Source organism: Ornithinibacillus bavariensis (genome assembly GCF_018333235.1).
Taxonomy (GTDB): domain Bacteria; phylum Bacillota; class Bacilli; order Bacillales; family Amphibacillaceae; genus Ornithinibacillus; species Ornithinibacillus bavariensis.
Genome location: NZ_BORP01000006.1, coordinates 1 through 26,421 on the forward strand (window position 1 = coordinate 1; position 26,421 = coordinate 26,421).

The 26,421-nt window shown below is 37.6% G+C and carries 23 protein-coding genes and 1 tRNA gene; 1 reads left to right on the forward strand and 23 read right to left on the reverse strand.

Annotated elements, in window-relative coordinates:
• Positions 1–599: 599 nt before the first annotated feature.
• The 14 genes from lysS to KI338_RS13840 form a co-directional block, all read right to left on the reverse strand.
• Complete coding sequence (gene lysS / locus KI338_RS13775; RefSeq protein ID WP_212921603.1) at positions 600–2,081, reverse strand: lysine--tRNA ligase; 1,482 nt, start codon at positions 2,079–2,081, stop codon at positions 600–602.
• 342 nt (positions 2,082–2,423) lie between these two features.
• A complete protein-coding gene (gene folK / locus KI338_RS13780; RefSeq protein WP_212921604.1) occupies positions 2,424–3,104 on the reverse strand; it encodes a 2-amino-4-hydroxy-6-hydroxymethyldihydropteridine diphosphokinase in 681 nt (226 codons plus the stop codon).
• Positions 3,097–3,465, reverse strand: coding sequence for a dihydroneopterin aldolase (folB, locus tag KI338_RS13785; protein ID WP_212921835.1), 369 nt, complete (start codon positions 3,463–3,465; stop codon positions 3,097–3,099). Before folB ends, folK begins: the two co-directional genes overlap by 8 nt.
• A 2-nt stretch (positions 3,466–3,467) precedes the next feature.
• Positions 3,468–4,289, reverse strand: a complete 822-nt coding sequence (folP, locus tag KI338_RS13790) for a dihydropteroate synthase (RefSeq protein WP_212921605.1) — start codon at positions 4,287–4,289, stop codon at positions 3,468–3,470.
• Between the two features lie 102 nt (positions 4,290–4,391).
• Entirely contained in the window at positions 4,392–5,318 is a 927-nt protein-coding gene (gene cysK / locus KI338_RS13795) for a cysteine synthase A (protein ID WP_212921606.1), read from the reverse strand.
• Between the two features lie 122 nt (positions 5,319–5,440).
• Entirely contained in the window at positions 5,441–6,340 is a 900-nt protein-coding gene (locus tag KI338_RS13800) for a peptidylprolyl isomerase (RefSeq protein WP_212921607.1), read from the reverse strand.
• A gap of 37 nt (positions 6,341–6,377) precedes the next feature.
• Positions 6,378–7,244 carry an Hsp33 family molecular chaperone HslO gene (gene hslO, locus KI338_RS13805; RefSeq protein ID WP_212921608.1) on the reverse strand — a complete coding sequence of 289 codons (867 nt, stop codon included), beginning with the start codon at positions 7,242–7,244 and terminating at the stop codon, positions 6,378–6,380.
• A gap of 170 nt (positions 7,245–7,414) precedes the next feature.
• Complete coding sequence (ftsH, locus tag KI338_RS13810) at positions 7,415–9,403, reverse strand: ATP-dependent zinc metalloprotease FtsH (protein ID WP_212921609.1); 1,989 nt, start codon at positions 9,401–9,403, stop codon at positions 7,415–7,417.
• A 121-nt stretch (positions 9,404–9,524) separates the two neighbouring features.
• Entirely contained in the window at positions 9,525–10,073 is a 549-nt protein-coding gene (hpt, locus tag KI338_RS13815) for a hypoxanthine phosphoribosyltransferase (RefSeq protein WP_212921610.1), read from the reverse strand.
• A gap of 10 nt (positions 10,074–10,083) precedes the next feature.
• Positions 10,084–11,481, reverse strand: a complete 1,398-nt coding sequence (gene tilS, locus KI338_RS13820) for a tRNA lysidine(34) synthetase TilS (protein ID WP_212921611.1) — start codon at positions 11,479–11,481, stop codon at positions 10,084–10,086.
• 58 nt (positions 11,482–11,539) lie between these two features.
• Positions 11,540–12,475, reverse strand: a complete 936-nt coding sequence (gene prkT, locus KI338_RS13825) for a serine/threonine protein kinase PrkT (protein WP_212921836.1) — start codon at positions 12,473–12,475, stop codon at positions 11,540–11,542.
• Complete coding sequence (locus KI338_RS13830; protein WP_212921612.1) at positions 12,450–13,184, reverse strand: VWA domain-containing protein; 735 nt, start codon at positions 13,182–13,184, stop codon at positions 12,450–12,452. The genes prkT and KI338_RS13830 overlap by 26 nt, the downstream gene beginning before the upstream one ends.
• A gap of 81 nt (positions 13,185–13,265) precedes the next feature.
• Positions 13,266–15,713: a stage II sporulation protein E gene (gene spoIIE, locus KI338_RS13835; RefSeq protein ID WP_212921613.1), complete on the reverse strand. Its 2,448-nt coding sequence runs from the start codon at positions 15,711–15,713 to the stop codon at positions 13,266–13,268.
• 275 nt (positions 15,714–15,988) lie between these two features.
• Positions 15,989–16,447: a DinB family protein gene (locus tag KI338_RS13840; RefSeq protein WP_212921614.1), complete on the reverse strand. Its 459-nt coding sequence runs from the start codon at positions 16,445–16,447 to the stop codon at positions 15,989–15,991.
• Between the two features lie 151 nt (positions 16,448–16,598).
• Here KI338_RS13840 and KI338_RS13845 point away from each other — a divergent pair.
• Positions 16,599–16,672, forward strand: a tRNA-Met gene (locus tag KI338_RS13845).
• Between the two features lie 152 nt (positions 16,673–16,824).
• On the opposite strand, the gene KI338_RS13850 is transcribed toward KI338_RS13845, so the two are convergent.
• From KI338_RS13850 to mfd, 9 genes are all read right to left on the reverse strand, one after another.
• Complete coding sequence (locus tag KI338_RS13850; protein WP_212921615.1) at positions 16,825–17,205, reverse strand: S1 domain-containing RNA-binding protein; 381 nt, start codon at positions 17,203–17,205, stop codon at positions 16,825–16,827.
• 150 nt (positions 17,206–17,355) lie between these two features.
• Entirely contained in the window at positions 17,356–17,733 is a 378-nt protein-coding gene (locus KI338_RS13855) for an FtsB family cell division protein (protein ID WP_212921616.1), read from the reverse strand.
• Positions 17,734–17,737: 4 nt separating this feature from the next.
• The gene (gene yabQ, locus KI338_RS13860; protein ID WP_212921617.1) at positions 17,738–18,337 is read right to left on the reverse strand and encodes a spore cortex biosynthesis protein YabQ; all 600 of its coding nucleotides are present in this window, start codon (positions 18,335–18,337) and stop codon (positions 17,738–17,740) included.
• A complete protein-coding gene (gene yabP, locus KI338_RS13865; protein WP_212921618.1) occupies positions 18,334–18,636 on the reverse strand; it encodes a sporulation protein YabP in 303 nt (100 codons plus the stop codon). The genes yabQ and yabP overlap by 4 nt, the downstream gene beginning before the upstream one ends.
• Before the next feature lie 57 nt (positions 18,637–18,693).
• Positions 18,694–18,954, reverse strand: a complete 261-nt coding sequence (locus KI338_RS13870) for an RNA-binding S4 domain-containing protein (protein WP_212921837.1) — start codon at positions 18,952–18,954, stop codon at positions 18,694–18,696.
• Between the two features lie 7 nt (positions 18,955–18,961).
• Complete coding sequence (gene yabN, locus KI338_RS13875; RefSeq protein ID WP_212921619.1) at positions 18,962–20,410, reverse strand: bifunctional methyltransferase/pyrophosphohydrolase YabN; 1,449 nt, start codon at positions 20,408–20,410, stop codon at positions 18,962–18,964.
• Between the two features lie 2 nt (positions 20,411–20,412).
• The gene (locus KI338_RS13880) at positions 20,413–21,966 is read right to left on the reverse strand and encodes a putative polysaccharide biosynthesis protein (protein ID WP_212921620.1); all 1,554 of its coding nucleotides are present in this window, start codon (positions 21,964–21,966) and stop codon (positions 20,413–20,415) included.
• 112 nt (positions 21,967–22,078) lie between these two features.
• The gene (gene spoVT, locus KI338_RS13885) at positions 22,079–22,612 is read right to left on the reverse strand and encodes a stage V sporulation protein T (protein ID WP_212921621.1); all 534 of its coding nucleotides are present in this window, start codon (positions 22,610–22,612) and stop codon (positions 22,079–22,081) included.
• Positions 22,613–22,823: 211 nt separating this feature from the next.
• Positions 22,824–26,342 carry a transcription-repair coupling factor gene (gene mfd, locus KI338_RS13890; protein WP_212921622.1) on the reverse strand — a complete coding sequence of 1,173 codons (3,519 nt, stop codon included), beginning with the start codon at positions 26,340–26,342 and terminating at the stop codon, positions 22,824–22,826.
• Positions 26,343–26,421: the final 79 nt, after the last annotated feature.

Below are 26,421 nucleotides of genomic sequence, written 5' to 3' on the forward strand. Positions count from 1 at the left end.
TCCTGAGCCAAGATCAAACTCTCCAAAAAAAGTTTGTTTATCATAATTGATCGAGTCAATTACATTCTTAGCTACTAAAAGCACGCTAGCTTTTAGATTATTAATAGAAAAAACAGGGTATGTTTTTCCTTACATACTGGTTGTTTTGTTCAGTTTTCAAGGAGCAAATCTTGTTAACTTTTAATTTAGCGTCAACTCTTATATTATATCGTATCAACAGTTCATTGTCAACACTTTTTTATAAAAGTTTTTAAGTTAACTTGCTGTTGTTAAATCAGCGACTTTACTAATATATCATGCTGAGCTATTAGAGTCAAGTCTTTTTTTCGTTTGCTGTCTTCTTTCGTTTTTAGCAACGAAATATAATTTACCATGGTTTTAACCATTAATCAAGCTTTTAATGTTACCACATTATGGAAATTGAGTGTGCGTATTATTTATAGAACTAATAGTTATCAAATAGCTTCTATATATTAATACTTTAGTCCCCTAGCTTTAATACCAAATTGCATTCACAAATGTATGGTTATCGCCGAATAAAGCTTCCATACATACAATCTATTAAAAAAGGGCGCTCCCTTATGGGAACACCCTAAACATTACTTATTTCTCATTTGTGGAAACAACAAGACATCACGTATAGACGGAGAGTTAGTTAAAAGCATCACTAGGCGGTCAATTCCAATACCTAAGCCACCAGTTGGAGCCATTCCGTATTCAAGAGCTTCTACGAAATCCTCATCCATCATATGAGCTTCATCATTACCTTCTTCTCTTTCCTTCAACTGTGATTCGAATCTTTCTCGTTGATCGATTGGGTCATTCAATTCACTAAAGGCATTGGCATGCTCCCTAGCAACAATAAATAACTCAAATCGATCTGTAAAACGCTCATCTTCTTTATTTTTCTTTGCCAGTGGTGAAATTTCAACTGGATGTCCATAAACAAAGGTAGGTTGAATCAATTTCTCTTCAACTCTTTGCTCAAAAAATTCATTTACAACATGGCCAAATGTCATGGTCTCTTTAATTTCAATGCCATTTTCTTTAGCTAGTTGTCGAGCTTCCTCATCACTCATATGTTTCCAAAAATCCACCCCAGTATATTGCTTTACAGCATCTACCATATGAAGTCTTTGCCATTTTGGCTTTAAGTCTACTTCATATTCTCCGTAAGTAACCGTAGTTGTACCAAGTACTTCCTCGGCAATATGTGCAATCATATTCTCCGTAAGCTCCATAATATCATGGTAGTCTGCATATGCCTCATATAGCTCGAGCATCGTAAACTCCGGATTATGCCTAGTAGATACACCTTCGTTACGGAAAACTCTGCCAATCTCATATACCTTCTCTAGTCCACCAACAATCAAACGTTTTAAATGAAGCTCGATAGCAATACGCATATATAAAGGAATATCTAGTGCATTATGATGTGTAATAAATGGTCTTGCTGCTGCACCACCAGGAATACTATGCATCATTGGCGTTTCTACTTCTAAATAGCCCTGTGAATCTAAATAATTCCGGATTGCACGTATTATTTTACTGCGGGTAACAAAGGTTTCCCTGCTATCCATGTTGGTGATTAAATCCAAATATCGTTGGCGGTAGCGCTGCTCAACATCCTTTAAACCATGATATTTTTCTGGTAATGGTCTGAGTGATTTAGTAAGCAGGTGAAAATCTGTTACCTTAACAGAAAGCTCACCAACATTTGTTTTAAACATGACACCAGAAACACCTACAATATCACCAAGATCTGTTGAATTAAAAATTTCATATGCATCTTCTCCAATTGCATCCTTACGTACATACAACTGAATTTGTCCACTTAAATCTTGCATATGTGCAAAGCCCGCTTTTCCTTTTCCACGCTTTGTCATCATTCTTCCAGCAATCGTTACATGATGCTCTGTTTCCTCTAACTCTTCTTTTGAAAACTCGCCATATTGATCATGTAACTCTTGTGCTAGATTTGTTCTTACAAATTTACCTCCAAATGGGTCAAGCCCCTTTGTACGATATGTATCTAATTTTTCTCGCCGAACCCGCATATGTTCATTTAATTCTTCCGACATGAACGATCACTCCATTGTATTATTTTATATAAGTATAAGTTCAGATAAGTTAACAACATTATCATCATTATGTCAATATAAACCCCATTTTACACCTTGTAAGGCTTCCTCTTCAACTAATCAAACAACAGCTAATTGAAAAAGTAAATAAACCCTGCATTTTTCCAGGTTAAAGCGTCACGGTTTCGCTTTTTACGTTTTGAAAATTACATGCATCCCCTTTACCTTAATATAGAGAATGCCATCATTAACTTATTATGATAGAAGGTTTATAGCAAAACAATCTGCCAGTCATTAACCAGCAGATTGTTGCTTTAACCTTCTATAGGATGAATCCTTCCTTTATCCGTAGAGCTCGTTTTTATCGATATGTAACGTTGCCGCAATATCGTCTAGTAGCTCCTCTGGAACTTGACTTGTACCTCGTTCCCATGCACCGACACGGTTAACACTTATCCCTAATGCATCAGCAAATTCAATTTGCGTGTATCCCTTTAGTTTTCGAAAGGCCTTCATACGCCGTCCTATTCTACCGTTCCATACCCTAATTTCACTTTTGTCTTTAGCTGGGAGATTGGATAAAAGCTCTGCAACCGTTTTATGTAAGGATGGAATTTGTAAATTTGAAGCTATTTCATGAAGAGGAATTAAGACAAATCCCCGTTCATGCATTCTAGGATGCGGAATAATTAGCCGTTCTGAATGCCTGCTCTCTTTATTGTAAAGCAAAATATCAACATCAATTGTTCGCGGTCCAAAGCGAATCACTCGTTTTCTACCTAATTCTTGTTCAATATGTTGGCACACTGTCAATAAGTCATCAGCTGACAGGTCCGTATATATTTCCAAAACCATATTTAAAAAATCATCCTGATCCGTATAGCCAACAGGTGCCGTTTCATAAATGGAAGATTTTTTGATAATTTCTATCGTATCTTGCCCCTCAAGCAAACGGATAGCGTCATCTAAATAGGTTAGTCTTGGTTCAATATTGGTTCCTAATGCAAGGTAAGCTTTATTCATGGCTTTTCTCCCGATAAATCTCAACTGCTACCGATTCGTAATGACCTGGAATGGGAGGGTCAGGCTTTATAAGCTTCACCGTACACGCCTCTAACAAAGAAAAGGAATGTAATAGATCGGAAGCAATTGTTTCCGCAACCGCTTCAAGCAAATTTTTTGCCTTACCCTCTACTATTTTTTTTACATGTAAAAAAACCTCGCCGTAATCAATCGATTTGTTCATATCATCTGTTTTTCCTGCTTGCTCTGTCGATAAAAATAATTCAACATCGACATGAAAACGTTGACCTAATTTATTTTCTTCTGGTAAAAGTCCATGATAACCATAAAACTGCATATTTTTTAATATAATTTTATCCATCATTATTCCTCCACCCGTAACATGGCATCCATCATTTTAGCCAGTTCTACATGTAATTTTACATTATGAACACGGACCATCTGTGCTCCCTTCATAATCCCAAGACATGTGGTTGCCCCTGTACCATTATCTCGTTCCACAGGTGGCAAATCCAAAACACTTCCTATAAACCGCTTCCTAGAAGTCGCCAATAATAGAGGATATCCCATTTTGGTTAGCTTTTCCAGATTATTCATAACTACTAAATTGTGATGAGCATTTTTCGCAAAACCAATACCAGGATCAAGAATAATATTTTCTTTTGGAACTCCTGCTTTTATTGCAATACGAATACTCTCTTCTAAGTCGCGCTTCATATCTTCCATAATAGAGATGTAATCTTCATTCGTGCGATTATGCATGAGGATAATTGGAACATTATATTCTGCAGCAACTTTTGCTATTTCTGGCTCCCTTTTTGCACCCCATACATCATTAATAATATCTGCACCCGCTTCTACTGCTTGCCTTGCTGTTTCTGCCTTATACGTATCAATAGAGATAGGGATCTTCACCGCTTCTTTTACTGCCTTAATCATTGGAAGTACTCGCCGAAGCTCTTCTTCTACAGATATTGGATCATGATCCGGTCGTGTAGATTCTCCGCCAATATCAATAATATCTGCACCATACCGTTCCATTTCTACTGCCTGCTCAACTGCCTTTTCCACTGTTGTATAATTTCCTCCATCAGAAAAAGAATCAGGAGTAACATTTAATATTCCCATAACATGTGTTCGACTTGATAAATCATAGGTTTTGGTCGCAGTTTTAAGTAACGTCATTATGTGCCTTGTCCTTTCTAAATAAAAATATCTAGTACCATCCTACCATAAGAAAAAAGGGCTAGCATCCATTTTTAGATGCTAACCCTTTAATCCTAAAGTTTATTCCTCATCAAATTGATAAAGTGGGGTAGAAAGATATCGTTCACCATTATCAGGGAAAACGGCAAGTACTTTCTTTCCTTTCCCTAATTCCTTGGCAACCTTTTTCGCCGCAGCAACTGCAGCACCAGCAGAAATCCCACCTAAAATTCCATTTGTTTTAGCAACTTCTCTGGAGGTTTCAAATGCTACCTCATTGGAAATTTGAATAACGTCATCATAAATCTGTGTATTCAATACCGTTGGAACAAATCCTGCTCCAAGTCCTTGAATTTTATGTGGTCCTGGATTTCCTCCAGATAATACTGGGGAATCTGTAGGTTCAACCGCATAGATTTTAATATCCTTAAAGCTATCTTTTAGTACTTTTCCTGCCCCCGTTACAGTTCCACCTGTTCCAACACCAGAAACAAAAGCATCTAGTCCATCCTTCATTTGTTCCACTATTTCTTTACCAGTTGTACGGGCATGTACCTCTGGATTGGCTATATTTTCAAATTGCTGTGGCATGAAGTAGCCTTTTTCTTTTACTAACTCCTCTGCCTTTTTGATTGCACCTTTCATTCCATCTGGACCTGGTGTCAAAATTAATTCAGCACCATATGCACGTAAAATATTACGACGTTCTTTACTCATGGTCTCTGGCATGACAATCACAGTCTTATAACCTTTTGCAGCAGCAACCATCGCTAAACCAATCCCTGTATTTCCACTCGTTGGTTCTACAATTGTACCGCCCTCTTTAAGTATTCCTTCCTCTTCAGCTGCTTCAATCATAGCAAGTGCAATACGGTCCTTTACGGAACTTCCTGGGTTAAAAAACTCTAACTTTACATAAATATCTGCGCTATTTTCATCTGTTATATTGTTTAGTTTTACAATCGGTGTTTGGCCAATTAGTCCTACTATACTTTCTGTAACTCTCAATTAGACTACCTCCTCATTTAATTCCTACTAAACTGATAGGATTTATTTATAATGTAATTCTAATAGGGGCTACTGTCAACTAATTTATCCACTTTTAGACGATTAAATCACATATATCTATTTTATTCCTCATATACCCATTTGATATCTAATTTATCCCATAAAGGGTCTGCTATTAAATTTTGATTTTTTGACTGTAAGGCAAGCTCATGCTCAATATACGGTTTTAATTCATCATAACTAAAACTTATCTTTGGGAGGCTAGTATGAAGGTATAGGATTGCTACCCCATTATCTACCTGAAATGGCTTACTATACGAATAATCTTTTAAATCCTTTGCAACATCGATATAATTGGCTGGGAGAAACTCTGTATTCACAGAATTAAACCCTAAATAACCACCTTGCTCTTTCGTATCTTCATCAATAGAATATTCCTTAGCAAGCAAATCAAACCTTGAGCCACCTTCAAGTTCCTTATATACTTTATTCGCTGTATCCATATCAGAAACTAAGATATGAGATAATTGAAGAGACTCTTCAAACTGATACTGCCCATTATATTTGTCATAGTAGCTTCTAATATCAGCTTCAGGTACTGAAACCCCTTCAGCTAAAAGTGCTTCAAGCTGATAACGATATATGATATCCTCTCGCCACTTTTCTTCTAGCTCCTTCTGCTCCGTTTCCGTGGTAAGACCATGCATACTTGTTAATAAAGCAATATCCCTTTCAATCACTTTTTCATCAACCGTTATTTTCTGTTCCTTTGCTAGCTTTTCAACTACCTCGTGATCAATCATATTTTTCAATTGTTTCTTTCCATAATTACTTCTTACAGCTTTCATCCATTCTTTAAATGAAATTTCCTTTCCAGCAATTGTTGCTACTGGCTTTTTTATATCTATGTTTGACTCTTCATCAATAGACTCATCTGCGTTATCAGTTTTCCAAAATATCATTGTTGCAACATTTGTTATAAGGAGTACAACAATTATACTCAGCAATAGTTTTTTTGACATAGTTTACTCCTCCACAGCTTCGCTTTCCTTTTTACGCTTATAATAAAGCACGTAGTTCATCTTCCGTGAATGTATATGTTTCATTACAAAAATGACAAGATGCTTCAGCACCATGATCCTCTTCAATCATTTTCTCAATTTCTTCTTTACCTAAGCCTAGAATGGCGTTTTCTAGACGCTCTTTTGAACATTTACATTTAAACATGACAGGCATTTTCTCATGAATCTTCAGGGACTCCCCTGCAAAAAGCTGCTCTAATATCTCTTCTGGTGTTTTTCCTTCCTGAACAAGGGATGAGATTGGTGGGAAGGATTGTATTCTTTTTTCAAGTTTATCAATTACAGCATCCTCCGCTCCAGGCATTACCTGAACAATAAACCCGCCACTTGCTAGAATTGTTTGGTCTGGATTTACCAAAACCCCAGCACCTACCGCTGAAGGAACCTGTTCAGAAGTGGCAAAGTAGTAGGTGAAGTCTTCACTTATTTCACCTGATACAATAGGAACCTGTCCCGTGAAGAAATCCCTTAAGCCTAAATCCTTCACTACACTTAAGCTACCAGTAGTTCCCACGGCTCTACTTACATCTAGCTTTCCTTTTGCATTTAGATCAAAATCAACATGGGGATTTGTAACATACCCTCTTACTTCTCTTCTTGCATTGGCATCAGCTACGATTGCCCCAATGGGTCCGCCGCCTTCCACCTTCACAGTTATTGAATCATCACCCTTTAACATCGCACCCATCATCGCAGCTATCGTTATCGTGCGTCCCATAGCAGCTGAGGCAGTTGCCCATGTATCCTGGCGTCTTCTTGCCTCTTCAACAGTATTTGTTGAACGAATTGCATATGCACGAACCATCCCATTAAACGTCGTAGCCTTTATTAAATAATCTGACATGTCATATATCTCCTTTGTCACGTAATATCCAGTTTATCAACCGCTTTTGATTAGAAATAGTAATCTTTTTTAGTCTTTAATACTATACCAAAATAAAAACCGTAATGGAAATTGCAAAACTGGTTTATTCATTAAATTAGAAAAGCAGCCTAGTTCGGCTGCTTTTTAAGTTATTCGTTTTTTGTATCGTCTTCTCGCTTTGATTCTTCCACTTCAATGCGAAGCTTTTCGTCTGCCTTTTGCTTCGCTTCCCCGTAAGAATCAACTGTATCTTCATCCCTTTTGGAATGAATATTTACTTTAACTTCATTTTCCTCGTCTAATTCATCCTCTGGATCTGGAAGAACACCATGGTCAAATAATGATCTAATTTGTCTTGCATCTAGTGTTTCTACCTTTAGTAAGGTCTGTGCAATTAACTCTAACTTGTCACGGTTTTCTGTTAGAATTGTCTTCGCTCGATTGTAGCAATAATCAATAAAGTTCTTCATTTCTTGATCGATTTCATGAGCGATTGCATCACTATAGTTTTGCTCATTATTAATGTCTCTTCCTAAGAAGACTTCTCCGCCACCGCTACTGTATTGTAATGGACCTAGTTTATCACTCATACCATATTCAGTAATCATTTTACGAGCAATGTTTGTAGCGCGTTGGAAGTCGTTTGATGCTCCAGTACTTACTTCACCAAAGGTAATTTCCTCTGCAACACGACCACCTAGTAAACCAGTGATTTTATCAAACAACTCTGGCTTCGTCATAAAGTAACGGTCTTCTTTCGGAAGCATAACCGCATACCCGCCTGCTTGACCACGAGGGACAATAGTAACCTTATGAACAATATCAGCATCATCAAGGACCATTCCAATAATGGTATGACCGCTCTCGTGATATGCCACAATATTACGTTCCTTCTCAGAAATCACTCGATTCTTCTTAGCTGGACCAGCAATTACACGATCAATTGCTTCATCCACATCTGTCATATCTATTTCCTTCTTATCTTGACGGGCAGCAACTAGTGCAGCTTCGTTTAGAAGGTTTTCTAAATCGGCACCAGAGAAACCTGGTGTACGCATAGCAATCGTTTTTAAATCGATAGAAGCATTCAACGGTTTATTTTTTGCGTGTACCTTTAATACTTCCTGACGTCCCTTTACATCAGGACGGTCAACCGTAATTTGTCTATCAAAACGGCCTGGACGAAGTAACGCAGGATCTAAAATATCTGGTCTGTTTGTCGCAGCGATAATGATAATCCCTTCATTTGCTCCGAATCCATCCATTTCAACTAATAATTGGTTTAGTGTTTGCTCACGCTCATCATGGCCACCACCTAAACCAGCACCACGCTGACGACCTACTGCATCAATCTCATCAATAAAGATGATACATGGCGCATTCTTCTTGGCGTTCTCGAATAAGTCACGAACACGTGAAGCACCGACACCAACAAACATTTCCACAAAGTCAGAACCACTAATAGAGAAGAATGGAACTCCTGCCTCTCCAGCAACTGCTCGTGCTAATAAGGTTTTACCGGTTCCTGGAGGTCCGACTAGCAAGACTCCTTTCGGTATTCTTGCACCAATAGCAGAGAATTTTCTTGGGTCCTTTAAGAACTCAACCACTTCCACTAGCTCTTGCTTCTCTTCATCAGCACCTGCTACATCCGTAAAACGGACCTTCTTCTTTTCTTCACTATACATTTTAGCCTTACTTTTACCGAAGTTCATTACACGGCCGCCACCGCCACCTTGTGCTTGACTAAGTAAAAAGAAGAATAATAGCCCAATAATTAAAAATGGAATCATTGTCGTAAGTAAGGTTACCCAAATGCTCGGTTGATCCATTTGCTTCGTATTATTTAGGACCTTTTGCTCTCTAGCCTTAAGCGTTATATCAGCAATAATGTCATCATTATCAGGTACTTGTGCGATAAATTGTTTATCCTTTTCAAGCTTACCTGTAATACGCATGATGCCATTTACCGGCTGCATGGTCATTTCTTTAATTTCGCCTTTTTCAAGTGATTGCATAAACTGATTAACGTCAATTTCCTCTGCTTGTTCATGCTGACCACTTATGAGACTAATTACAAATATAATAACGAGAAATATCATTAAGTAGAAAAAAGCACTTCGAAATACTCGATTCATTGCCTACCTCCTCCCAGACGGGAAAAACTATTAACAATAGTATCATATAAAATTTAAATTTTACAACTAATTGCTCTATCTGTTATGTTACATTTTTAGCAATTTAAACGACTTCTATCGTTTATTCTTCTCCACCATAAACTTCCGGTTTTAGGACACCGATATATGGCAAGTTACGATACTTCTCATCATAATCTAATCCATATCCGACTACAAACTCATCTGGCACCTCAAAACCAACAATATCTGCCTTTATATTAGCTGTTCTGCCAGTTGGCTTATCAAGCAGTGTTACTATCTTGACGGAATTTGCTTTACGATACTTAAATAAGTCCACTAAATAGCTTAATGTTAAGCCACTGTCGATGATGTCTTCAATAATTAGTAAATCCCGGCCTTCAACTTTTGTGTTTAGATCCTTTAAAATCTTCACTTCACCAGAAGACTTCATATTCGTACCACCATAGCTAGATACGTCCATAAAATCCATTTCCAAATAGGTCTCTATCTCACGTAACACATCAGACATAAATGGTAGTGCACCTTTTAATACACCAATTGCCAGCGGAAAACGACCTTCATATTCCTTTGTCAATTGTTGACCGATTTCTTTACATTTTGCAGCTATTTCCTCTTCTGTAATTAAAATCTCTTTAATGTCGTTATGCACAATAATCCTCCTAGAATTTGCCTTGTTCATATTTTAAATGTATATATAAGGAACGGTCTTTATTAGGAATGGCCGTTGCATCTTTTTTCTTCAATCCGACAAGCCAAACTATTTCGCCTTTATTATCCGTTATAATGGGCCACCTATTCCGCTCATACAAAGGTATCTTTTCGTCAATAAAAATATCTTTAATCTTCTTACTACCATTTAGCCCCTTCCAGCTCATTCTATCTCCGTCACGACGAGTTCGGACTTGAAGCGGTAACTCCACCTTGTCTTTTAAGCAAACATATGTATTTTCATCCTGAAAAGGGATTTCGCTTTTAAAAGAAGCTATTATTTTTGCTCCGTTTGGTAACTGCGTTTCCCCAGGGATAGTAATAACCGACTCAAATTCGGACGCAATCTCATCTTGCCTGAAGGAAAAGATAAGTTTATTATATGTTTTTTCTACCTTTAAATGACGGGGAAAATCAATCTGAGCGTTACTTTTATCATTTCTTATTAGTGAAAAGAAATGATCCTCATGAACATAGGATAAATCCTTTGGCAAGTCATCATATAGATAGTTTAATATTAGATGAAAGGCACGTCTTTGTAAAGCAGATGCACGTGCTGAAAAGTCCTCAATGGAAAGCATAACCTTTTTAGGATTCTCTTCAAATTGCACTACCTCTTCCACCAGCATTTGAGCTTCAAACTGCAAAAAATCTTCGTCCGCTTGTAGTGTCTCACTTAAATTCTGGATCGTACGATGAACACTTTCATTTTTATTTTTTAATAATGGTATTACATTTTTACGGAAGAAGTTGCGTGTATAATCAGTTCCTTCATTAGAAGGATCGATTCTAGGGATTATGCCGTTCTCTTGACAATATTTCTCTAATTGAATTTTTGTTACACATAAAAACGGGCGAATAATATACCCCCCTGCAAAATTCCGCTTCACAGGAATACCAGAAAATGAACTGGATTCGGCTGTACGCACTAACCGCATTAGCATCGTTTCTACCTGATCATCACCATGGTGACCAAATGCCAGATAATCAGCTTTTAAACGACTCATTTGCTCTTCGAAAAACTGGTACCGTAGCTTTCGTGCTGCAAGTTGTGTTCCAATATGTTCCTTATGCTTATATTCCTTGACATTTACCGATGTACCAACAAATTCTATCTCCCATTCTCGGCACTTTTCCTCTACATACGCCAAGTCCTGTTTACTTTCCTCTCCCCTTAATTGATGGTCAACAGAAAGAGCAACTAAGCGTAAATCATATGCTTGTTGTATTGTTTTTAAAAAATGTAAAAGCGCCATCGAATCAGGCCCACCTGAGACGGCTATTAATATAGTAGCATGAGGCTTTATTAATTGATGTTTAGCCATAAATGACAAAACTTCTTCTTTCACCTAATACACCTTCTCATTCCTTGATATTCCTTCATTTTATCATAGATAGTTTTATCTATTAAGGAATTAACAAGGAGGATAGATAATAGCCTAGAGCAACTAATAAAAAACCGACTACTTCGAGTGCTAAAGGTTTATGTTGTTGCTTGTTTGTTCTTGTGGTATTTGCTTTTATATGTTTTTGTTGCTCCTGGTGAATAGCCATTGATATCTCTTGCTTCATCTCTGTACTCGTTAAATACTTTCCCAAAATAGCTTTTTTTAAACAATCACGATATGGTTCAAGTGCACGAACATCCTGAAGTCTCCTTAATAAGGTTACCTGTGGGTTTTTTCCTTTTGTAAATTTATTTGGATAAAAGATACTTAGGAATACCATTGTTAAAGCAAAGAGGTCATAGCTTGGCTCTGCCTTTCTTGTGCCAAGCCCCCAGTATCCTCGATCATAAAACTCCGTATATTCCTTAATTGCTCGACCAATCAGTGTAGTTCCGCCTACATCAATCCATCTCACCTTCGTAGGGGAAGATGATACTAATAAGTTTTCTTCCTTTAAATCACCAAATACCCAGCCAGCTTCATGAAGTTCCTCTAAATCACTCAACAACTGAAGTAGAAAGACACCAATCCATTCCCTCCCATTCTGCTTTATAAACGCCTGAAGGGAAGTCCCACGTATATATTCCATTACATAAAATGAAAAAGTAGTACCTTGAGGTGTCACCCAATCATCGACATCCAATAAAGAAGGTCCAAGACTTTTTCCTTGGACCTTAGCTAGTGATTTTAATACGTTTACTTCCATGGTCATGGATGCACCTTTATCACTTATTTTTAATGCTGCCTTCTTTCCATTCGCATCACATAAATAAACGGATCCAATTGCACCTTTTCCTAGTTGACGAATGATAACATAGCGGTTTTGATGCCATTTACCTAATATCGTAACTCCTGGCCTTAAAAGTGAATCATGCGTTTTCGATGTCTTGTTCATCATTATGTCGGAAGCTCCTTAGCAAATTCTTTTTTCCGAATTGATACATTGCTTCTCGAATTGCTGGGCCGGTCGGGGTTATTCCACCACTTGTAAGCTTTGGAAAAACGGATGAAATCGAATCAAGCTTAGGTGACCAGTCTAGTACCTTATCAATATCCTTTCGCTTACCAGGAAAATTATAAATGGAGAAACGATTTCTACCGACACGTGAGTTTAAACTTATCGATAAGTCAAATAGTGCTTCCTTCACAGTTGGTAGTTTATCATGCATACTTGCACTAGTATCAATTAACACTAATACTTCTAAATCACAGGTTTCGCCAAGGTCTTCAACAACCTCCATAATTTCTCCACGCTTTTCTGGATCTAAATCTTCCATTGTGTGTTCTTCACCTAGAATTTGCTTTAGCTCTGTATTCACAAATCCTTGAAGTGTTTGTGTCATCCCTTGTTTTGTAACCATTTGAACCGTTTGAGAGAGGGCTTGTTTATATACTAATTGACTTACACCGCCACCAGCTAAGGCGATTTCTTCAACCTCTTGTAGTCCTTCTGGTTCCTCTGTTTGATCATCCTCTAAAATGCCAATGACATTAACTGTAATACCTTGCTGATATGCTAACGCAGCTGTTGCTTGTGGATCCTCACCCTTGTTGGAACATCCATCAGTGATTAATAGAATTTGTTTTAAAGTCCCCTTCTTCAATATGAACACCTCCATGTTATTCCATTACCATCATCGACAAAAACGCACGGAAGTATACATAGTTTATGAGGAATCTATTAGTTATAGTGCCTTTGTTTGATAGATTGGGAAAGTTGCCCATTCTGGAATATTCTTCTTAACCTTTGCAACTAATACCGTCATATCGTCCTCTATCTCACCAGAGCGGGTACGGATAACCTCCTCTAGTAATAAATCAGCAATTTCTTGCGGATGATCTGTCTCCATTTCCCGAATCTTGCGTTTCAGCCATATATCTGTATTTTCCACATGCTTAGGGCCATCAAAAATACCGTCACTCATCATAATCAGTATATCCTCTGATTGTAATTGTTCATTCACTATATCTACATCAAATTCGCGAATTATTCCCATTGGTAAATTACTTGCTTCTATCTTAATTAACTGATCTCCACGCTTTACAAAGCTCGGTGTTGACCCAATCTTCAAAAATCGAACAAATGCATTATGCAAATTAATAACGGCTAAATCTAGCGTTGCAAACATCTCATCCGTGGTTCGTAGTGCTAAAATCGAATTAATAGATTTAATTGCCACCTTCTCTGGTATACCCGTCTGAAGTATTTGTTGTAAAAGCCTTAAGGTTTCTGTACTTTCTTCACTGGCTCGAATACCATTACCCATTCCGTCACTAATCGCCATCGCATATTTACCTGCACCAAGCTCCATCATAGTATAGCTATCACCGGAAATCACTCCACCACCTTTTGCAGCGTGAGAAACCCCAGTCTCCACTGTGAACTCTTTAGCTGAACCAAATGCTAGAAATGAGTAGCCATTCGGAAATGGAGAAATATCCTCCTGCTTCACGACAATGGTTTCATTTAAGATATCAGATAACACGGGGGCTATCAGCTTACCTCCTTCCCCATGATAGTCATAAAAAGAAGCAGTCATTTCGATATCAACATTACCTTTATCTAACCTATATATATCTAGTTTTTCTAGCTCAATCCCGATAGACTTTAAGGCATGAATAATTTGTATTTCTTGGTTTTCATGTTGCTCCCTTTCCTTTAATATCTCCTTTGCAAAATCCTCCATTACATCAGATACTCCTTGGAGCTGTTCAGCCACAAGCTTCTTACTTTCGGATACCTGTCGTCGAAGTTTGCGATTTGCTTCAAAATAAGAAATCTCCTCCTTCATGGTATCCATTACTTTACGAGATTTAATACAATGATTTTCAAACTCTCGTACTAACTTTCTAGAAGGATCATGACCTGTTTCAATATCTCCCTTAAGCTCTCCCATTAGATTGTATGTATAATCAAACTGCTGTTGCCAGCAACGCTCCTTCATAAAGCAGCTTTGACAGGTCTTCTCTGTAACATTGCTTAAAAAGTAATCTGTCTCGCGCTGTGATTCTGCATCCTCTATCGAATAATGCTCTGCAGTTGAAAAACTATTTGATAATGCTTTAAACACTTGCGAAAATTGCTCCACTCGTTTGGCTGTTACATTACGGACCTTTTGTAAATATTGTTCTTGCTCATTCGTGTGCTCTTCTGTACCAGGTATGTAACGCGATAATTGCTTAATCCAGCTAGCTGGTGTAAGTAAAAATAGTAGTATGGAAAATGACGATTCTATTAATGATGGTAATAAGGAATTCGAATCACCGTATATCCCTACTAAAAATGTTCCAACTAATAAACCAGCACCTACACCAACCTTCTTCCCATCCTTTAGTAAACCACCTAGTAGACCAGAGAAAGCTAGTAAACTCATTTGATAAAGATTAGCAACATTCGCTAATGATAAGATTAAACCAGCAACTACTCCAACTGTAGAACCAATTGCAGCACCACCGACAAAGGCAAACAATAATACAAAATAACGGGATAAAACTTGCTCTATCTGTGCACCATATACCTCCCAGCCAACAGTTCCCGTTAAGATAGACGCGATTAAGATAATCATGCAAACAATTTCTTCGTTTTTTAATGCAGGTCGATAACGTTTTTGTGATAATAATGGAGCACTTTGCATAAAGATTAATACTAGAACCGTACCTAGTATCCCTTCTACGAATAGCAGCATCCATTCGTAGGAGGTAAGCTCTCCATAAAAGGAGTAAAGACATATTCTTGGACAAGCGGTAGAAAGGAAAACAATAATCGGCATTTTTACTTGTTGATTTTTCATCCCTTTACATATCGAAGCCAAAATCAGAAAGAGAAACATTGCAATACCAACAAACAACCCATGCGATAATGAGATGGTAAAAGCACCAATCATCGTTGCAAGCATTGTTTTTGCTACCCTTTCCTTTTGCATAAACCACAGCGTAGCTAAAAATGCGACAGCAAATGGAGATACAACCGATAATATAATAGCTCGTCCGAGTAAAAAGCCAACTAAGACATATAACCAACCATGATCGAGTAATACCTTTTTTCCAAGATGGTATAGTTTGACCCGGAGATTTTCAAAAAATGTAGCTTCTACCCCGATTGCTTTTGTTTGTGCTCTTGAAACTGATTCCATTAAACCACTCCTCAGGAATTTATTTATATATATTCGTCTCCTATAAATTGCTAGCCGATTGGAAGGTATCGGAATACTCTTTCATTACAGTAAAACACAAACAGTTATTTTTTTTTGTCAAAACAAGAGAGCTAATCTCATAAATCGTTCGACTCAAATCTAGGATGAAGGGGGCAATTCTACATATTCTTCAATAAACCTGCTTACTTTTGTCACGGTGGTCTTCCAGGTTAAATATAAAGGCACCCAAATGACGATGGGTGCCTAAGAAATAACTATATAAAGCGTTTTAAGTATTGGATTGCACCAATATGTAATCCTTCATGGAATACCGTTCTCATCAATACCTGTTCAATGGTAGACATCCCCATTTCCGTTGGGGGAAATTCCTCTTCTAAGCGGTGTCCGTACTTCTCTTTTATCTTCTCTGGTTGGCCTTGTAATAGTTCCTTTAACTCAGATAAATTTGGCGTTTCTTCTGTAAAGTTAGTAGGGCTTGTGCCAAACCCAAACCACCCGTTTAATTTTAACGTGTTATCGGATATCTCTTGTACGAATGACTCAATCCAAAGATATTGATCCAAGTAGATATGCCCTAGGTTCCATCGTATATTGTTATGAAACCCCTCAGGAATAATTTCCGCTTCCTCCTCGCTCACACCTTCAACAAGTCTCAAGGTTTCTTCCCGATATGTGCCTAGTTGTGTAAACAATACCTCATGTCGCTTTTTCATAGCTTCACTCTCCCTTATCCCAATAAATTCGACATAGTCAGAAAATATCCTCTTCATGAAAAAATATTGACACAAATGATTTGATAATGTAATATGTTTCTTGTTGGCTGAACGGATAGCATGTCTATCTTCACTAACAAACTTATCATATGGCGGCGTAGCTCAGCTGGCGAGAGCGTACGGTTCATACCCGTGAGGTCGTGGGTTCGATCCCCTCCGCCGCTATCTAAAAAAACCTGTTATCTATTCTAGATAACAGGTTTTTTGATTTATAACATTACGACTAAAATATAACAGCTACCATTATATTGGGTAGCTGCTTTACTAGACTTTTCTATTATAAATAATTTAGAGCATTATAAGGTAAACAGCTACTGCTATCCTCTTCTTGCACCTCGACCTCCACGTCTAGATTCAGTGTGCTTTTTCAAAGAGGCTAATCGGTCCTCAGAATCCTTTAAGAAACGATTCATCTTTGATTCGAAAGACTCTGTTCTTTCTCTAGAATTCTGACGTACTGGTTTTTCTTTTGCCTTCTTTATGGATAAACCAATTTTGCCGTCCTTTTCGACATTAATTACTTTAACCTCTACTTGATCTCCTACGGAAAGGTGTTCATTAATGTCTTTGACATAATTGTCAGCAACCTCACTAATATGAACAAGTCCTGTTGTACCTTCACCAAGCTCAACAAAAGCGCCAAAATTAGTGATACCGGTTACCTTTCCTTGCAGCTTGCTGCCTACTTCGATTGACATAAAAAAAATGCTCCTCCTTAAATTTTTTGAAGAATAGGAATCCGCTTTTCACGAATGCCTTTATACAATTTCACCTAAAGAATTATTCTATTTTATACTTTAAGTAAAAACTCTTTACTAATATATTATAGCGAAGCAATTAAAAGTGTGTCAATAAGACGTGTCATCCTCCGGTGTTTTAAAAATAAGTTCGCCCTTTCTGGATAAGAAATATTTTGTCCGGGCAATTTCCAGAATATATGCATCATCATTTAACAATTGTATTTCTTCTTTATAATTCTCTTCATCCTTTTTCATGCTCGCCAATTCTTCTTGAAGGTTCTGATATTCTTCTTTTTTCTCAGTGTAAAGGGATCGTTGTTGAAAATGATAAATCGCCATGCCAAACGTGATCATTGCAATAACGATGGTAAATAAGACGAGGCGACGAATCAGCCGTTGCTTTTTTCGCTTCTGCCTTAATATGTACGCATCATATTGATCATGATAAGTTGAATTGATTCTAGTAACTGTTTTCTTCTTTTGCATAGCGTCACCTCCACTTCGATGTTATATACGTTAAGCACCTCTTACATATATTCTGTATTTTACTACAAAATCCTGCTAAATGGTGCAAAAATAATTTGATTTTTTTTGGTAGAAGGCGATATACCAACATTGCGATCCATTTTATCGGTAAAAAGAGGACTTTTAAAGTGAATCCTATGACTATAAGTATCGTGTTAAAGAGGAGGATAACACTAGCAAATAAAAGCCGGAATATATACTTAATAGGGGCAACAACCGTCCATTGTAGGAGCTTAGTAAAGAATTGATAGATTCGTAAAATGATGGATATGATTCGCTCTAATATACGTTTATACAGATTGGAAAGTAGTGCTTGGTAGGTTGCAAACCCTAATAAACAAGCAACAAAAACATAGACTCTCAGCTCCCCAGCATTCACACTATATAACGTGTAATATAGTATAAACGTCTGGGTGAGCCAAAAGCTGATTTCCATAAAATAAAGAAAAAAAACATTATGTTTCCAATGCCTTTGAAACCGACGGAAGGTATCTAATGCCATCCCTAAATAAATGCCTCCAGTTATCATGGAGATCATCGTAATGAATTGGACACTGAGTGTCATCGGAATAGCTTGCTAAAGAATCCTTTAGCTTTCTCCTGATGATGTTCATCTACATAGGATACCTCATACACCTTCCCTTTGATGGAAACAACACCTTCACCAACATCTAAGTTCTTAAGCTGGAGATTTTGCCCACGAATAATTAGATAGCCCATAACGGTCTCAAGCAGAAATTCCTCGTTATCAAAGCTATCCACTTCCTTAACACCAGTAATTTCTAATAGTCTTCTATTATTCAGTTTTAAATGATGGTCCTTTTGCTCCACTCGCGTGCTATTTTCTTTATCATAATAGTTCATATCCGCTTCCTCCTTATCACTAATAATTTATGAAAGGAGGGACAAGTATAGAACTAGTTACTGCTCGATTTTTTCCTCATTTATGATTTTGTAAAGCATCTCTGCCTCTTCTTTTCGAACCGTTTCTTTTAAAGAAGTCACCTCTACTGTCACTAGCTTTTGTCCAAATCTTATTTCCAATTTATCACCTACAGCTACAGTTGAGGATGCCTTCGCCTGAGAACCATTAATGGATATCCTTCCTTGGTCAGCAACTTCTTTTGCCAGGGTACGTCTTTTAATTAAACGGGAAACCTTTAAAAATTTATCTAAACGCATATTTTTCTCACTCTCTTTCCTTTGCTTCATTCCAATAATAATCCATTTCCTCCAGATTGGAATGCATAATATCCTTCCCTTTTTCCTTTAGCTTCTCTTCAATATAGGAGAACCTGCGGGTAAACTTCTCATTTGTAAGAGAAAGTGCCTCTTCCGGATTTACTTGATAATATCGTGTTAAATTCGCTAATACAAATAAAACGTCACCAAGTTCCTTCTTTATCTCTTGTTCATTGTCAGCTGCTATAGCGCTTTTTACCTCGTCGATTTCTTCTTCAAGCTTCTTCCATATACCACGAGCATCCTCCCATTCAAACCCTACCTTTGCAGCAATATGCTGCAATTTATAAGCCTTTAATAGGGATGGTAGACTCCTCGGTATTCCTTCTAATATCGATTTTCTTTTTTCAGCCTTCTCCTTTTGCTTTAGTTCCTCCCAATTTACGGTAACTTCCTGCGATGAGTCAACCTTTACATTGGAAAAAACATGTGGGTGGCGGAAAATCATTTTATCCGTAATAGATTTAATCACATCATCAATAGAAAAGTAACCTTCATCCTCACCGATTTGACTATGGAGCATAACTTGCAGAAGTACATCCCCAAGCTCCTCCACTATTCCCTCATCGTCCTCAGCATTTATTGCATCAATTAATTCATAAACCTCTTCAATCGCATATTGTTTTAAGGATTCATGCGTTTGTTCCTTGTCCCATGGGCAGCCATCTGGTCCTCTTAACGTAGCAATTACTTCCCGTAACCGATTAAAGGTATGATTTAGTAGCTGATCTGGTACCGGAGGAACATAGACACTTGTTAGATTACTTACTTCTAGTGAACGATCTAATTCCTCTAATGGTATTGTTAGCATTTTTTCTTCGTGACTACCAGCAGCATCAAGGATTGTAACTGGATAATCAGGCGGTAAATCTTCTAATAATTGCAGCTTTACCTCTGAAGCAATAAATCGATCATATACCTGACAGAAGACAATATGCTGATGATAGTTTAAATCATTACGCTTAAACCCAGTTCCATCTACAAATTGAAGACCCTCAATTGGATCAATTTTTAAAGCGGTAAACAGCGCATCTAAATAGCTCTGTCCACCACGGATGTGTACCTCTACGTCATCCTGCTCTAATAATAGCTGTACCGTTTTCTCAGCAAGCATTGGGTGACCAGGTACTGCATATATAATCGGCTGTTCCTTTGCCTTTTCTAATAGTTGTCGAACAATTTCTTCGTAAACTGCATCAAAGGATTTATTTCTTTCATAAATTTCATCAAAAGGTGTAAATACCACACCCTCTGCTTCCAGTGATTGAATAACTGGATGATCTAGTGTACGAGCATATACTGGTGTGTTGTTCGTTGTTAGCCGCTTATAAATGCCTAAGGGTAACTGCTCCAAATCACCAGCACCCAAACCAACTACTTCAATTCTCTCCTTCATGATTACATCCTCCTATGATGTCGTATCAGCCTTGAACCAAATGGCAATAAACTTAATTCACTATCTAAAAATACGTTAAAACGAACCAACAACGATAAATAGGTTATCGCGCCAACGGTTGAAACGATCAAAATATAAATAAGCAGACCGAAACGTGATAAGTCATATGTACCTATTAATAACTCTGCTAACCATACAACGATTACCATACCAGAGATAGCAAGGACAAAACCAATCCATTTCATTTGTATTAATTTTTCCCCACCCATGATTCGCTTTAATCGGAATACAAGAGCAACGATTAAAAACAATAAGCTTAGTACAGTGGCGATTGCACTCCCGATAATTCCATAATGTGGTACCAAAAAAATATTAAATAGCCACTTGATAAGAAAGGCACTTAATATAAAGAGTGCTACCCATATCTCGTTGTCTAGTCCTTGTAGTACTGAACTAGCAGTAATCACAAGAGCACTTAATACTACTGCCACCATTAATATTGATAGACTTAAGGTTCCTTGATTATCCTGAAACAATAAACTATTCACCTTGGGAAATAGCATGATTAGTCCAATAGATGCCCCTGCAGCTAAAATAAAGCTAATTTTAAGGGCGCCACTGATTTGGGCACTTGTTTCCCTATACCTGTCGATAGTTCCTTTTCTAGAGATTGCTGGAACTAATGCTAAACCAAAGGAGGAGCCTAAAACTGCCCCAATTTGGATGAGTGGCTGTCCACGGTCAAAAACACCTTTTGCCTCCATAGCTTCAGTTGGGCTTAATCCATACTCGATAAGGCTAGGAACCATTGTAAATGCATCAGCAAACTGTAAAATAAGCAATATCATATGATTTAACGATGCAATTAAACCGAATACAATAATCGTTCTCCCATATTCCTTCCATGGGATAGTATATGTAACAAAGGAACTTGGTCTATCTTTTATGTAGAAGTATATCAAAATGCATAAAGCAAAAATGGAACCTCCAATAGATGCGATTCCTGCTGCAGGTCCTAATCGATATAGATCCCATCCACCATAGGAAACCATCACCGCTACCATAATAATAACGAATACCCGAACAACCTGTTCACCAATTTGCGAATAAGCAGTTGGCTTCATGAATGACTTCCCTTGAAAAATCCCTCTTAATAAAGCAGTAAACGGTACGATTAAAAAGACCATGCTAGCTAATTGATAGGCAAATACAAGTTGTTTATCACCGATTTTTGTTGCGATTGCATCTGCGTTTACAAATAAAAGAAATGAAAATGTTCCACAAATCAAAAATAGAATGAATAGGATAGGTAGCATAAAATATTTAAATGAAATACGATCTTTTTCAGCAGCAAGTTTCGAAATTGCTGTCGGAAACCCATAAAGAGCAAGTGCCATCGCAATACCAATAATAGGATATACCTGTTGATAGATGTAAAAGCCAATATCTCCGGTTAAATTTTGTAAAGGGATCCGATACCCCGCACTTAAAATTTTACTAATTAACCCCGCAACAGAAAGCAACAATGCTCCAGCTACAAATTTATTCGTTTCCATACAAAACGCCCTTTAGTCATAACGGTAAAATTACATCTTATTATAGCATAGCTACTATCACTAAAAAGGGCAAAAATCAGTTAGAAACACTAATTTTTGCCCTCACTACTTTTTATTCCATTTGTTTTGCTAAAAAGCTAGCAGCTGTTTCTAATGCCTTTTGCTCTACTTCACTGAGCTTCTCATCCTTTGATAGCATCACTAAACAACCAATCGGATCTCCGTTTGCAATGATAGTACTAATACAATACGATTTTACTTCTTCCTCTCTACCTGGTAGCAGCTCTAATGTTGTTGCCCCTGGCTCTAGCTTTTGTTGTCTAGATTCTATGGCCTTTTCAATGTTAGACCCAATGCTTTTGTTTAAATAGTCTTTTTTCGATTCACCTGCTACTGCGATGATTTCATCACGATCACATATAAATACCGGATGGTGCAGGGTGTCAAATAGCGCCTGTGCATATTCTGTTGCAAAATTTCCTAATTCATTGATAGGTGAGTATTTTTTTAAGATAACCTCCCCTTCTCGATCAATAAAAATCTCCAATGGGTCACCTTCACGGATTCGTAAAGTTCTTCTGATCTCTTTCGGGATGACTACTCTACCTAAATCATCGATCCGTCGTACAATTCCTGTTGCCTTCATGTATGAAGCCTCGCTTTCTTATGATGATTGTTGGTGCCAAATTTAGAAGCTTAGCCCTTTATGTTCTATTTTTTGATTAGCCCCGGATACTATGCATCCATTCCTAAGTACGATACACAACGTAATGTACTGTTTTTGTACCAACATGAGTTGTGTTTTAGTAGTATAAATCATCTTGGAAGAACTATACATGAAATACCATTTCTTGTTTTTACCGGTTAATTTTATCCATTTTGCCGATAAAGTCCTTCAGCACATCATAGCGCTTGTACTTTGTATCTCTTGAGAAGCGATAAACTACCTTTAATTTATTTTGCTCGGTTCCAAGAGCGATATCTCTACCATATTCATTTGCTAATTCAAAAATCTTCGCTCCATCAATTAACTGGCTTCTATCCTCTGAAAGCAATAACTCTATTTTCCCATTCTTTTCTAAAATAGATTCGATTCGTTCCTTTTTTGATAACCATCTTAATTCTGACACGATAAACAAATTTTCAACCTCTACTGGGAAGTCCCCGAAACGATCCAGTAATTCATCCTGCAGATCATGGATATCCTGTTTAGAGGTAATGGAATGAAATTGCTTATACATATCAATCTTTTGTTTTTCATCGGCAATATATGCTTCTGGAATATAAGCATCCATGGAAAGGGTTAGCTCAGGCTCAAATGGCTTAATTTCTTCCCTATCTTTTCCTTGCTTTCTTGCCTCAATCGCTTCCCTAAGCATCTCGTTATACATATCGAAACCAACGGAATCGATAAACCCATGCTGCTGTGCACCAAGTAGGTTTCCTGCGCCACGAATAGAGAGATCACGCATAGCAATTTTGAACCCTGATCCAAGCTCGGTAAATTCCTTAATGGCTTGTAGCCTTTTTTCTGCTACTTCAGAAAGCACCTTATCTTTTTTATACGTAAAGTATGCATAGGCAACACGGTTAGAACGACCAACACGACCACGAAGCTGATAAAGCTGACTAAGGCCCATACGATCTGCATCATAGATAATTAGCGTGTTTACATTTGGAATATCTACACCCGTTTCAATGATAGTTGTACTAACAAGAACATCAAATTCTCCTTCCAAAAAGCCGAACATGACATTCTCGAGCTCTGATTCATTCATTTGCCCATGCGCAAATGTTACACGAGCCTCTGGCACAAGCATGCCAATATCCCTTGCCATCTTATCAATACTTTCCACACGATTATATAAGAAAAACACCTGTCCACCTCGTGCCATTTCTCGTTCAATCGCTTCTCGAACTAATACTGGATTATATTCCAGAACATAGGTTTGAATTGGGAAACGATTCTCCGGTGGTGTTTCAATCACAGAAAGATCACGAACACCTAGCATAGACATATGAAGCGTACGTGGAATAGGAGTAGCGGTTAATGTTAATACATCGATATTTGTTTTCATCTGTTTAATTTTTTCTTTATGTTTTACACCAAATCGTTGTTCTTCATCGACGATTAAAAGTCCAAGGTCATGATATTCTACATCCTTGGATAAAATTCGGTGTGTTCCAATGACAATATCCACTAAACCACGCTTTAAGCCATCAATGGTTTCCTTCTGCTGTTTTGGAGTTCTAAATCTACTTAATAACCCAATACTTACAGGATAATCCTGAAATCTTTCTCGTACTGTTTCATAATGCTGTTGAGCAAGAATAGTGGTTGGTACCAATATAGCTACCTGCTTTCCATCAGCTACTGCTTTAAATGCCGCACGAATAGCTACTTCTGTCTTTCCATATCCTACATCACCACATAATAAGCGGTCCATTGGCCTTTCCTTTTCCATATCCTGCTTAATTTCCTCAATACACCGGAGCTGATCCTCTGTTTCTTGATACGCAAATGCTGCATCAAACTCCCGTTGCATTTCACCATCCCGAGAAAAAGCAAAGCCCTTCCTCGATTCTCTTTCTGCATACAGCTTAATTAGATCATCCGCGATATCCTCGACAGAGCTTTGCACCTTTCGTTTTACCTTTTTCCAATCACTGCCACCTAGTTTATATAGCTTTGGTTCCTTTCCTTCAGAGCCAACATATTTTTTAACTAAGTCTAACTGATCGATCGGAACGAAAAGCTTATCATCACCAGAATATTTTATCAGCATATAATCCTTATGCTTATCATTCACTTCTAAAGTTTCAATACCTAAATACCTACCAATACCATGATTAACATGAACGACATAATCGCCAACCTTTAATTCCTGGTAGTTCTGTATTCGTTCAGCATTGGAGATATTTTGTTTTTTTCGTGGTCGCTTGGATTTCTTCTTAAATAATTCATTTTCGGTAATAATCGCAAGCTTATGCATCGGTAATTCAATTCCGCTACTCATGTTTGCTACGACAATCGTAGGAATATCGACTGGAAGCTTTAAGGTATTCGATACCGCTGCATCAATGTCGTAGTCTGCTAATATCGAGTGAATCTTCTCCGCCCTTTTTTCATTTGGAGCAGCAATGACAACGGAGTAGTCGCCCTTTTCCCATCGTTTAAGTTCATTTTTGAACAAATGCATTTGACCATGAAATTCCTGCATCGCTCGTGAGGAAAGATTAATGATATTTTGTGGGCTCGTATTTGGAATATGTCGCAAAAATACCGACATATAGATTCGTGGGGTAGTAATCTTACCCCATACGGAATGCCAGTCATAAGAGAACTCACTACCAATAACCATCTTATTTGCTTCCAATAGACTACTGTACCATTCAGCCTCCTCATGGTCTAAATTGGTAGCAGTCTCATGAATCCTACTCATTTCATCAAAAATGATTAAGCCCCCAGAAGGTAAATAATCTAATAAACTAGCAGGGTTTTCATAGAAAAAGCCTACATATTTTTGCATTTCTGGGTAATGTTCTAAATTTCTTAATCGACTTATATCAGCCTCAATGGATTCTACTAAGGTTTCCTTTGCTTCGTTTGTCTTTAATTTCTTTAATGTTTTAGAAAATGCCTCTTCTAAACGATCTGCTCCTCTACCAATATCCTCATTGGTTAATAATAGTTCTGTCGCAGGACCAACACTTACCTCTTGTAGCCGTTCTAAAGAACGCTGTGTATCGGCATCAAAATAACGAATAGAGTCTACTTCATCATCGAATAACTCAATTCGGATTGGGTATGCCTCTGTAACTGGATAAATATCAATAATACCACCTCGTCGACTGAACTCTCCAGGAGCAGTAACCATAGAAGCATGTTCATAACCCATATCAATTAAAGAGCCTAAATAGCTGTTAATGTCAATTTCTTCACCTTCCGTGAAGGTTAATTGGTATTTACTCCAATAACGCTTTGGGGGTAAGATTCTTTTCAATGCTGCAACCGGCGCAATTAATATTCCTGAATTGCTCATAGACCATTTTGTTAATGCTTCTATTCGCTGGCTTCTTAGCTCTGGACTTGATATTGCTATTTCAGAAGCTATTAACTCATTTACCGGATATAAATGAACGTGATCTTCCTCTAAAAAAACGCTTAAATCGTCATATAATTGCTGTGCCTGTACTAACTGATAGGTGAGTAACAAAATTGGCCGCTTTGTGCTTGACTCTATTGCAGAAACAAGCATACTTCTAGCGGAGCCTGAAAGGCCTGCCACCATTTGCTCCTTTAATCCACCATCAACACCTGTAATAATGGATTGTATATCTTTCATGGATTGTAAATATTCATTCAAATCTTTCACTCTAATACCCCCATTGTTACCTTCCCTAAGCAACAAAACATATTGTTTGATGTATCGAAGGCTAACACAAACCTTTTCA